This is a genomic window from Pseudoalteromonas luteoviolacea (genome assembly GCF_001696455.1).
Classification (GTDB): domain Bacteria; phylum Pseudomonadota; class Gammaproteobacteria; order Enterobacterales; family Alteromonadaceae; genus Pseudoalteromonas; species Pseudoalteromonas luteoviolacea_C.
The window spans coordinates 65219-75548 of record NZ_MAUJ01000015.1 but is presented as its reverse complement, the minus strand read 5'-3'; the positions used below and the strand labels follow the sequence as shown (position 1 = coordinate 75548).

6 protein-coding genes and 1 tRNA gene are annotated in these 10330 nt (G+C 43.4%); 2 read left to right on the top strand and 5 right to left on the bottom strand.

Going from position 1 to position 10330, the window contains the following annotated elements:
- Positions 1–3 precede the first annotated feature (3 nt).
- The 5 genes from rsxC to A7985_RS23665 form a co-directional block, all read right to left on the bottom strand.
- Positions 4–2205 (bottom strand): electron transport complex subunit RsxC, encoded by a 2202-nt coding sequence (gene rsxC / locus A7985_RS23685; protein WP_081310712.1) that lies wholly within the window; start codon positions 2203–2205, stop codon positions 4–6.
- A gap of 9 nt (positions 2206–2214) precedes the next feature.
- Positions 2215–2769, bottom strand: a complete 555-nt coding sequence (rsxB, locus tag A7985_RS23680) for an electron transport complex subunit RsxB (RefSeq protein ID WP_065792884.1) — start codon at positions 2767–2769, stop codon at positions 2215–2217.
- Between the two features lies 1 nt (position 2770).
- Entirely contained in the window at positions 2771–3352 is a 582-nt protein-coding gene (rsxA, locus tag A7985_RS23675) for an electron transport complex subunit RsxA (RefSeq protein ID WP_063373222.1), read from the bottom strand.
- Between the two features lie 176 nt (positions 3353–3528).
- Positions 3529–5472, bottom strand: a complete 1944-nt coding sequence (locus A7985_RS23670; protein ID WP_065792883.1) for an EAL domain-containing protein — start codon at positions 5470–5472, stop codon at positions 3529–3531.
- Between the two features lie 242 nt (positions 5473–5714).
- Positions 5715–5791, bottom strand: a tRNA-Asn gene (locus tag A7985_RS23665).
- 1094 nt (positions 5792–6885) lie between these two features.
- Between A7985_RS23665 and A7985_RS23660 the strand changes: the two genes are divergently transcribed.
- Together A7985_RS23660 and uvrB are read left to right on the top strand one after the other, a co-directional pair.
- A complete protein-coding gene (locus tag A7985_RS23660; RefSeq protein WP_065792882.1) occupies positions 6886–8265 on the top strand; it encodes an MATE family efflux transporter in 1380 nt (459 codons plus the stop codon).
- Positions 8262–10277, top strand: a complete 2016-nt coding sequence (gene uvrB, locus A7985_RS23655) for an excinuclease ABC subunit UvrB (protein ID WP_065792881.1) — start codon at positions 8262–8264, stop codon at positions 10275–10277. Before A7985_RS23660 ends, uvrB begins: the two co-directional genes overlap by 4 nt.
- Positions 10278–10330: the final 53 nt, after the last annotated feature.

The window sequence follows — 10330 nt, the reverse complement described above, 5'->3', positions numbered from 1 at the left end:
TCTTCAGCCCTTGGCGGCTTTTTTCGCTTTAGCACGGGCAATGGCGGCGGCAACGGCAGCTTTGCGTGGATCTTCCGGTTCAGCGTCCGCTTTTGCGGCTGGCTCATTTGGTAGTTGCTGCGCTTCTTCAGCGGCCTTGGCGGCTTTTTTCGCTTTGGCACGGGCAACGGCGGCAGCAACGGCAGCTTTGCGTGGATCCTCCGGCTCAGCGTTCGTTTCTGTGGCTGGCTCGTCTGGTTGCAGTTGTACGTTTTCTGAGTCCTTAGCGGCTTTTTTGGCTTTGGCACGGGCAATGGCGGCAGCTACTGCGGCTTTGCGTGGATCGCTACCTTTAGGAGCTGTGTCTTCAGAGTCAGTCACTTCACTCTGTTCTGCTTTTTTGGCCTTAGCGCGAGCGATGGCAGCAGCGACAGCGGCTTTCTTTGAGTCTTGTTTCTCTGGTGCCGGTGTTTCTTCAGCGGCCTTAGCTGCTTTTTTGGCTTTAGCGCGTGCTATTGCAGCTGCAACGGCATCTTTAGGTGCGCTATCACCGCCAGTTTGGGCTTTTTCTTCCTTATACTTTCTAGCTTGCTCTTTGCGCTTTGCACGCTCTAATGCGACGGCACTGTTATCCGGCTCAAGGGATGACGTATCTCCTTCTGCTTTCTTCGCTTTTGCTCGTTCAATAGCGGCTTGTACAGCAGATTGCTCTGGGCGTTTATTTTTAACTCTCTCTAGTGCCTCAGATACTTTGGCCTTGTCTTTTGCCGGTGCCGTGCGAGCGGGTCGCTTGTGACGATTTTGTCTCTCTTCTTGCTCTCGCTCTAGGCGTGCTTTACGAGCTTCAAAGCGTTCTTTCGCACGTTCAGCTTTCACTTTCTCAAGTTTTTGCTCACGGATCTCGGCTTTGGCAACTCGATAATATTGCACCAATGGGATCTCGCTTGGGCAGACATAAGAGCAAGCGCCACATTCAATACAGTCAAAAAGGTTGTATTCTTCAAGCTTGTCGTATTCTTTGCCTTTGGCAAACCATTGCAATTGTTGAGGCAAAAGGGTTTGTGGGCAGGCGTCGGCACAGGCGCTACAGCGGATACATGCTTGTTCATGACCTGCCACTGCCAGTTCTTGATTATCTGGTGCCAAAATACAGTTGGTGGTCTTCACCACGGGGATCCTGACGGTTGGTAAGGTAAAGCCCATCATAGGTCCACCCATGATCACTCGTTGATCCTCAACGGGAGTAAACCCTTGGCTGTGTAATAGATGTTTAACTTCAGAGCCCAGTAGTGCCCAAACATTTTGTGGAGTATGGATAGTGTTACCTGTCACTGTTACAACACGTTCTATCAGAGGCTTGCCCTTAAACACCGCTTCGTTGACCGCATATAAGGTTCCGACATTTTGGACTAGGACACCAACATCTGCAGGGATCCCGCCGCTTGGCACCTCTTTAGAAGTAAGCACTTTAATCAGTTGCTTTTCGCCCCCTGAGGGATACTTCGTTGGGATCGCGCGGATCAGTATCTTGTCGTTGTGGCTAGCAGCTGCACGCATTGCTTCGACGGCTTGTGGCTTATTGTCTTCAATGCCCACAAGCGTGTATTGTGGTGACAATATAGACATCATGACCTCAATACCAGCAATGATTTCTTCAGCGTGTTCACGCATCAACATATCATCAGCGGTTATGTATGGTTCACACTCCACCCCATTGACGACTAAGAACTCAATCTGTTTAGCGCTGTCGGCTTTTACGTATGTTGGAAAGCCCGCTCCGCCCATACCGGCAATACCCGCATGATGTAAAATGTCTATGAGCGCTTTGTTGTCTAGCCCTTCAATTGAGTCTCGAGAGGTTAGTTGACACCACTTGTCCTCACCATCGGGCGTCAGAATTATGCTCAGCTCTGGCATAGCCGATGGGTGCGCTGAGGGCATCGGTTTGATATCTGTGATTGTACCTGATGTAGGTGCATGTATTGGCAGAGACCAATTAGTGCCAGGGCGTGTTAGTACTTGCCCTTTTAGGACATGCTCACCTTTATTTACCAACAGCTGTCCATTGGCTCCGATGTGCTGCTTCAGAGGAAGCACTAAGTATTCGGGGAGCGGTAAAGTACCTATTCCAGCTTGGTTTGAAACGAACTTTTGCTCAGGAGGATGGATCCCGCCAGGAAATTGCCACAGCTTTCCGCTTTCTATTTGTTCAAGTAATGTTTCCACTTAAACCTCTCAGTCAAGTTGTTTCACTGGAATAGCATTGATTTGCCATTTCCAAGATTGTTTTGTTTCAGCGACTGGGATCATATCAATACAGTCTACAGGGCAGGGTTCGACACATAGGTCACATCCTGTACATTCATCAGCAATAACAGTGTGCATTTGGCGTGTAGCACCAACAATGGCATCGACAGGGCATGCTTGAATACATTTGGTACAACCAATGCATTCATCTTCGCGGATATACGCGACCTTTTTTACGGGAGCGGCTTCTTCACCGCCAGCGAGTGGTTTTGCTTCAACTCCCATCAAATCGGCAAGTTTTTTAACTGTGGCTTCACCACCGGGTGGGCATTTGTTAACTTCATCACCATTAGCAATGGCTTCGGCATATGGACGACAACCTGGGTAGCCGCACTGGCCGCATTGAGTTTGCGGTAAAACGGCGTCAAGTTGTTCAACAATGGGGTTACTTTCTACCCGGTATTTAATCGCGGCGTAGCCTAAAATTAACCCAAAAATGAGTGCAAGTGCACCAATCGCTACAAGCGCATAAATCAGCGTCATCTTAAATCTTCACCAATCCAGAAAAGCCCATAAATGCAAGTGACATGAGACCTGCCGTGATCATTGCTATAGAAGCGCCTTTGAAAGGGACTGGCACGTCGGCAACTGCAAGCCTTTCTCTCAAGGCTGCAAAAAGTACTAAGACAAGTGAAAAGCCAACAGCAGCACCGAAACCATACACTGCAGAGCTAATAAAGGTATGCTCTTTAGTGATGTTGAGCAGCGCGACACCCAATACGGCACAGTTAGTTGTAATTAATGGTAAAAAGATGCCGAGTAAGCGGTATAGAGTTGGGCTGGTTTTTCTGACAACCATCTCTGTAAATTGTACAACAACTGCAATTACCAGAATAAAACTCATGGTACGTAAAAAGGTGAGCTCTAAAGGTATGAGTATATATTGATTAACTAAGTAGCTGGTGACCGAAGCCAAAGTTAGTACAAAGGTGGTGGCTAACGACATACCTATGGCTGTTTCGAGTTTGCCTGAAACCCCCATAAATGGGCACAGACCCAAAAACTGTACTAATACAAAGTTGTTTACCAGCACCGTGCCGATAAGCAACAACATATACTCTGTCATTTATGCCCCTTAACTTGCAATCATCGTTTCTCAACGTGTTATAAGACTGGAAATTCTAACAATTTTCCTCGTCGAGATCACAACATTTAGTACACTTTATTTAGGTTGTTAGGGGAATTTGGTAGGGAATGTTGACAAAAAATGGAGAGAGTATGACTCTCTCCGGTCTAGCAAGTTTAAATCTCTTTGGGTTTCTCGATGTAATAGCCTTGTACGCCATCTAAACATAAGGTTTCGACAATATGCTTTTCTTCTTGGCTTTCAACACCTTCAGCAAAAACGCTCACGCCAATACGGTGTGCTAAATCAACCATAAGACGCATAAAATATTGGTTGTTTTTGTCTTCTTCCAATCCGCGTGTATAGCTGGCATCCATCTTGATAAAATCTGGTTTTAAATCTCTGAAGAATTTAAATGAAGTAAGACCAACGCCGAATCGCTCTACGGTTATACGCGCGCCAACCCTGTGCACCATATCAATAAAGCGCTTACTGGCTTTGATATTTTGTTGTAAACCAAATTCGCTTACTTCAAAGACAAGCTTAGATGCTAAGTTACCATCTTTAAGCAAACGTCTCTCTAGCCAAATAACGAATTGGTCGCTGTGGGCGCTAGAAGCGGTCACATTAATGCCAAAAAATTTCTCATTAAAGTTACGTGTTTTGATTAACTCTAAAGAGCTATCGATGATTAACTGATCAATTTCAATGGCCATTTCCAGTTTTTCTGCCATGGCTAAGAAAGAGGCAGTTGGGAGCATTTGATTGTCTTCTGTTTTAAATCGAGACTGGATCTCAGCGTATGCTTTGACATTCTTGCCTATCGGCATGATGTTTTGCATCATGAGATTCACGCGTCGGCTATCGATCACTTCCCTGATAACTCTACGCCAGTTTTGATTGCCAAAACCTGCACCAACGTTGTTAACAATGTCACTTTCTCGCTGCAAGTGCCAAGCGTTGGCCTGCTTGCTTTGTGCCATACTCATCGCGTTGTCTACGACAGAAAGCAGTTCACCGAGCGGTTTACCTGATTCGTAGGAAACTATCCCCGCATTGGCAACTGACGCCAGTTCTTGATTTTGTTGATATTGAGTAAATCTGGCTTGTAATGTTTCACCAAATTGCTCAGCTTCTTTTGAAGGTACATTCGGCAAAATCACAGCAAAATCCGAGCTGTTTAGCCTAAACACTTGGCTTCCTGTGTAGGTGCCGCTAACGTGCTTCACTATATCTGAAACTGCACGTATATATTCATCACCTTTTTGATATCCGCGCGTTTGGTTGATCATTTGCAGTTCACTACAGCGGATCATTGCCAAGGTGCCAAAACTTTTGTTGTTGGATTGCTCGATTTGATGCTCATAATACTCAACAAACATATTTCGGTTGCCAAGGCCTGTTACGACATCTTTGTATGCTTCTTGTTTGATGGAATGGGCAGCAGATTTGATGTCTTCTTGCTTACTTTTCAGAAAGTGCGCAAGGCGATTGAACGAAGGTGCGAGCTCTGCACCTAGCTCTGTGACTTTACCGGTATTAAAATCTTCTTCAATGCTTTCGGTAACCTGATTCTGCGTGATATAGACATCCACCGCATTTGCCACAGTCATACTGACGTTACGATTGAGTTTCTTATAAATTGCTTGCATATAAAAGATAGGAATAAACGCAACCAATGCCGAGATAACTAACATCAATAGCAGAGATTGTTGCAATAGAGAGGCTTGGCTTTGTGCATTGATAACAAATTCAATTTTGATGTCTTTAGATTTATTTACTGCAAATTGTGGACGAATAGAATTAAAAGAGTTTGCAATGATATCGGCTAAAAAGGGGAGTTGTGCTGGTTTTCCGAGCTGTAAAATCGTTTGTCCAGAAAAATCACGTACTATAAATGTAGAGAAAACATCTCCATTGCTTAGAGATAACCGAATATGTTCAGGTGTCATATCCGTCATGGTTTTCTCTTGAATGTAGTTGCTAACCATTTTCTGGGCACTCATTTGTGCTTTGCTGACGGCACTGTCAAAACTTGACGCGACAAAAAAACTGCCAACCGCAGAGAAGAGTAACCAAGAAATAAATTGTAAAAATATGAGTTTTTTAAAGCCTGCTATTATTTATCTTCTACCTGAAAATGGGAGAATTGCCTTCTAGCAATATATAAGTGCTAAGTTACGTGAAGTATTACAACCACTATATTAAACGTACCTTATCCAGCACCGTAGGGTACAAGCTAACGTTGTAATTATCCTATTGTAGTGCCAAAACGGGTTCTAACATTATAGTGAAAAATCACCGATAAAGGAGCTTGTAGAGTAGAGCATTGATGGAAAAAAGTCTAATACATTCTGGGAATTGGCTCCCCCTCCCCGACTCGAACGGGGGACCTGCGGATTAACAGTCCGTCGCTCTAACCAACTGAGCTAAGGGGGAAGCATGTCTCTCAACGGGGCGAAATATTAATGACGACATGGCGAAGTGTCAACAATAAAAATCACTAGAGTGCAAAAAAACTGTTTGTTCGCTGGATTAATCGACAATTCAGCCCTTTTTTAATCAGCTTTCTTTAAAAAAGAGACCCTGGTGAGCTGTTGCACTCATTTATCGACGTTTTTTTGTCGGGATCTTACACTTAAGATCGGTGAGTATTCAGCCTTAATTGGGGGACATCAAGAAGTAGTAAAGAGTAGATTAATTTAGATATTGGTTATTTTTTGCTGTTTGTGCGCTAAAAACATTCGAAAGGGCTGTTTTTTGCACTTTATTTAAGATCGGTATTTTTGATGATTCTGATCACTCGTCAGATCTTGAGTTACATGTTCCTTGTATGGGAAATAACAAAACTATGGTAAATATTTTACTCAAATTTCGGCGAGATATTGCATACTTTGACTAATGAATTTTAAAAAGTTTAATTTAAACAATGTTTTAGGTGATTTGTTTCCATTATAGATTAAGTTGCATAATTATTAATATAGTCTAGAGCCGCAACAAAATAAGACGCTTTTTGTTTAGATCTGTGATGTAAAATAAATAGATCATTTTACGCATTTTTTTCAGTTGCTAAGATCCTTGTCTAGGCCTTTATTTTTAAAGGCTCTACAAACTTATCCACGGAATCTGTGGATAACATTGTTTATTAATCTTTAAGAACTCTTCTAAAGCTAAGTAAACCGTGGCATTAGAGAGAAGCAATAGTTTTTTATAAATTTTTAAATTGCTTAAAAAACAATTGCTTGTGTGTTTTGTGTTGAATTGAAGTGTACTGTGTATATTTTTACAGGAATATTTCAATATCGTTTGCTTGGTGTGCAAAAAGTGAGCCGTCGTTGTACTGGATTTGAAATAAATTTGACATTTTTTGTGCAGAACATGGTTTGTAGGAAAATAGGTCAAAAAAATCAATTTTTGCTTTGAATCGTGTTTTTCACAGCTATTTTTGATTCACAACCGTATTAAAGAATAGCATAGCATCATCTTGTTTGATGATTTAGAATGATGGGCTGTCAAAAGAGGTATAAAGTTATATGTCCGCAGTGCGCCAATCCAACTCCAGCAGTGATATTTTGAGCGGTTCAATTCCCGCGACTTTAAAGCGAATGACGGTTCCGATGATTTTCGGCATGATCACGTTAATGAGCTTCAATTTGGTTGATACATTTTTTATCAGTCTATTAGGGACCAAACCATTAGCCGCTGTGAGTTTTACGTTTCCTGTGACATTCACAATTATCAGTTTAGCAATTGGATTAGGGATCGGGACTTCAGCAGTCATCGCAAAGGCATTAGGCAGTAAAAATTTAGAAGAAGCCAAGTTTGATGCTTTTATATCATTATTGTTAGCTGCTTGTTTGGTTGCTATGTTAGCCATCATTGGTTACTTTTTGACGGATCCTATATTCACTCTATTGGGGGCCGATGACACAACACTGCCTTATATCCATGAATATATGAATGTTTGGTTTTTAGGGTCTATATTTCTTATCACCCCGATGATCGGTAATTCGGTATTGAGAGCCTCCGGCGATACCAAGACACCCAGTATGATTATGGGCCTTGGTGGGCTTATTAACGCAGTGCTGGATCCTTTATTGATATTTGGCTACGGGCCTTTTCCTGAACTTGGCGTTCAAGGCGCCGCTGTAGCATCTGTTTTGGCTTGGGCAGTTTGTGTTGTGGTGATTATTTACTTACTTGCTATTAAGAAGCGTTTACTAAGCTGCTCAAGTGGTAATCAGAGTGTTTGGAGTGCTGTATCTAAGATTATGAAAATTGGCTTGCCAGCTGCCGGCGCAAACATGCTGACGCCTATTGCGATGGCCGTAATGACAGCCATCGTGGCAACATATGGTGCTGAGGCTGTTGCGGCATTCGGTGTTGGTAGCCGTATTGAGTCAATCGCCTGTCTTGTTGTGCTTGCGCTTTCAATGACGTTACCACCCTTTGTGAGTCAAAACTATGGCGCAGGAAACTATGACAGAGTAAAAGAAGCTTATCGCACCACATTGAAATTTGTTATGGCTTGGCAGTTTGCGACTTATATATTGCTTATCTTAACCGCGCACTGGGTGAGCCAAGCTTTTGGTAACGAGCCAGAAGTTATCGCGATTATCAAGCTGTTCATATATACGTTGCCACTAAGCTATGGTTTGCAAGGCGTAATTATTTTAACGAATTCTTCATTTAATGCGTTACACAAGCCAATGAATGCGCTCATACTCAGCGTGGTTCGATTGTTTGTTTTTTATATTCCTTGTGCGTATATCGGCTCGCATATAGCAGGGTTAACAGGGTTATTCATAGGTGCAGCAGTGGGTAATTTGTTTACTGCGATTTCTTCTTATATGTGGTTTAGTAAAACATTAGCGCGTATGCAACAAAGAGACATGGAGGTGAGGGTTTCATGAGTGAGTCTTTCGAACTAGTATCAGAGTTTTCGCCAAATGGCGATCAGCCAACCGCCATTGAGCAGTTGTGTGATGGCCTTGATGCCGGGCTTGCGCATCAAACTTTACTGGGTGCGACAGGCACAGGTAAAACCTTTACGATGGCCAATATTATTCATCAGCTAAACCGCCCAACGATTATCATGGCCCATAACAAGACGCTAGCAGCTCAACTGTATGGTGAAATGAAGGAGTTTTTCCCCAATAATGCGGTGGAATATTTTGTCTCTTACTATGACTATTATCAGCCTGAAGCCTATGTAGTTGCCAGTGATACATTCATAGAAAAAGATGCGTCGATTAATGAACACATCGAGCAAATGCGGTTATCGGCAACCAAAGCGTTGTTAGAGCGCAGAGATACCATCATCGTGGCTTCGGTATCGGCTATTTACGGCCTAGGTGATCCTGACTCATATATGAAAATGATGTTATTGCTCAAAGTAGGAGAAACCGTTGAGCAGCGAGCGTTGTTACGCCGTTTAGCTGAACTTCAGTATACGCGGAATGATATGGACTTTTCACGTGGTACGTATCGTGTACGCGGAGAGGTTATCGACATATTTCCAGCGGAATCCGAGACGCAAGCTGTACGCGTTGAAATGTTTGATGATGAAATCGAGCGTATCAGTTTATTTGACCCGCTTACTGGCGCGGTTGATAAACACTTAGTCCGTGCCACGATTTACCCAAAAACACATTATGTGACACCACGCGAGAAAATTCTCGATGCGATTGAGAAAGTCAAAGTTGAACTGAAAGAACGCCGAGCATACTTAATGGAGTCCAACAAGCTCGTTGAAGAGCAACGGGTTGCGCAGCGAACGCAGTATGATATTGAAATGATGCAAGAGTTGGGGTTTTGTTCTGGCATAGAAAACTACAGTCGTTATTTATCAGGAAGAGCACCTGGCGAGCCGCCCCCAACATTACTGGATTATCTGCCCAATGATGCATTAATGATCATTGATGAATCGCATGTCACTGTGTCGCAGATTGGGGCCATGTATAAAGGTGACAGAAGTCGTAAAGAAAATTTGGTTGAATATGGTTTCAGGTTACCTTCGGCAATGGACAATCGTCCCTTAAAGTTTGAAGAGTTTGAGTCTATTGCTCCACAAACAATTTATGTTTCAGCGACCCCGGGCGATTATGAACTTGAACGATCTAGTGGAGAGGTTGCTGAGCAGGTGATCCGGCCAACCGGATTACTGGATCCAGAGTTGGAAGTGAGGCCTGTCACGACCCAAGTAGATGACTTGCTGTCTGAAATCTACCAAAGAGTAGAATTGAAAGAGCGCGTATTAGTGACGACTTTGACAAAGCGGATGGCAGAAGATCTCACTGATTATTTGAATGATCATGATGTCAAAGTCCGTTATTTGCATTCGGACATTGATACGGTCGAGCGGATGGAGATCATCCGTGACTTGAGAAAGGGGGTGTTCGATGTTCTGGTCGGGATCAACTTATTGAGAGAAGGGTTAGATATGCCAGAAGTCTCTTTGGTTGCCATACTAGATGCGGACAAAGAAGGGTTTTTGAGATCAACTCGTTCACTGATACAGACCATTGGTCGTGCGGCTAGACACCTTAACGGTAAGGCTATTTTATATGGTGATAAGATCACGCGTTCAATGAAAGCGGCAATCGATGAGACAGAGAGAAGACGTGCCATACAGCAAGCTTACAACGAGAAACATGGTATTGTGCCACAGGCATTGGTTAAGAAAATTACGGATGTGATGGACTTAGGAGAAGAGGTCTCTGAGACCGAAGCGCACTCATCAACGACAGGGAGTGGGGCGGCTAAGTCAAGTATATCTGCTGGTGCTTCTACCACGGAATTAACTGAGCAGATCAAGCAACTGGAAGCACAGATGATGACCTATGCTCGTGAGTTGGAATTTGAAAAAGCAGCCAAGGTACGAGACGACATTCAGGCGCTGCAGCAGCAATTACTTAAAAGTTAGTCACCATATTGCAGGCTGAGATCCGCAGTAATCTCGGCCTGACTTCCTTTGTT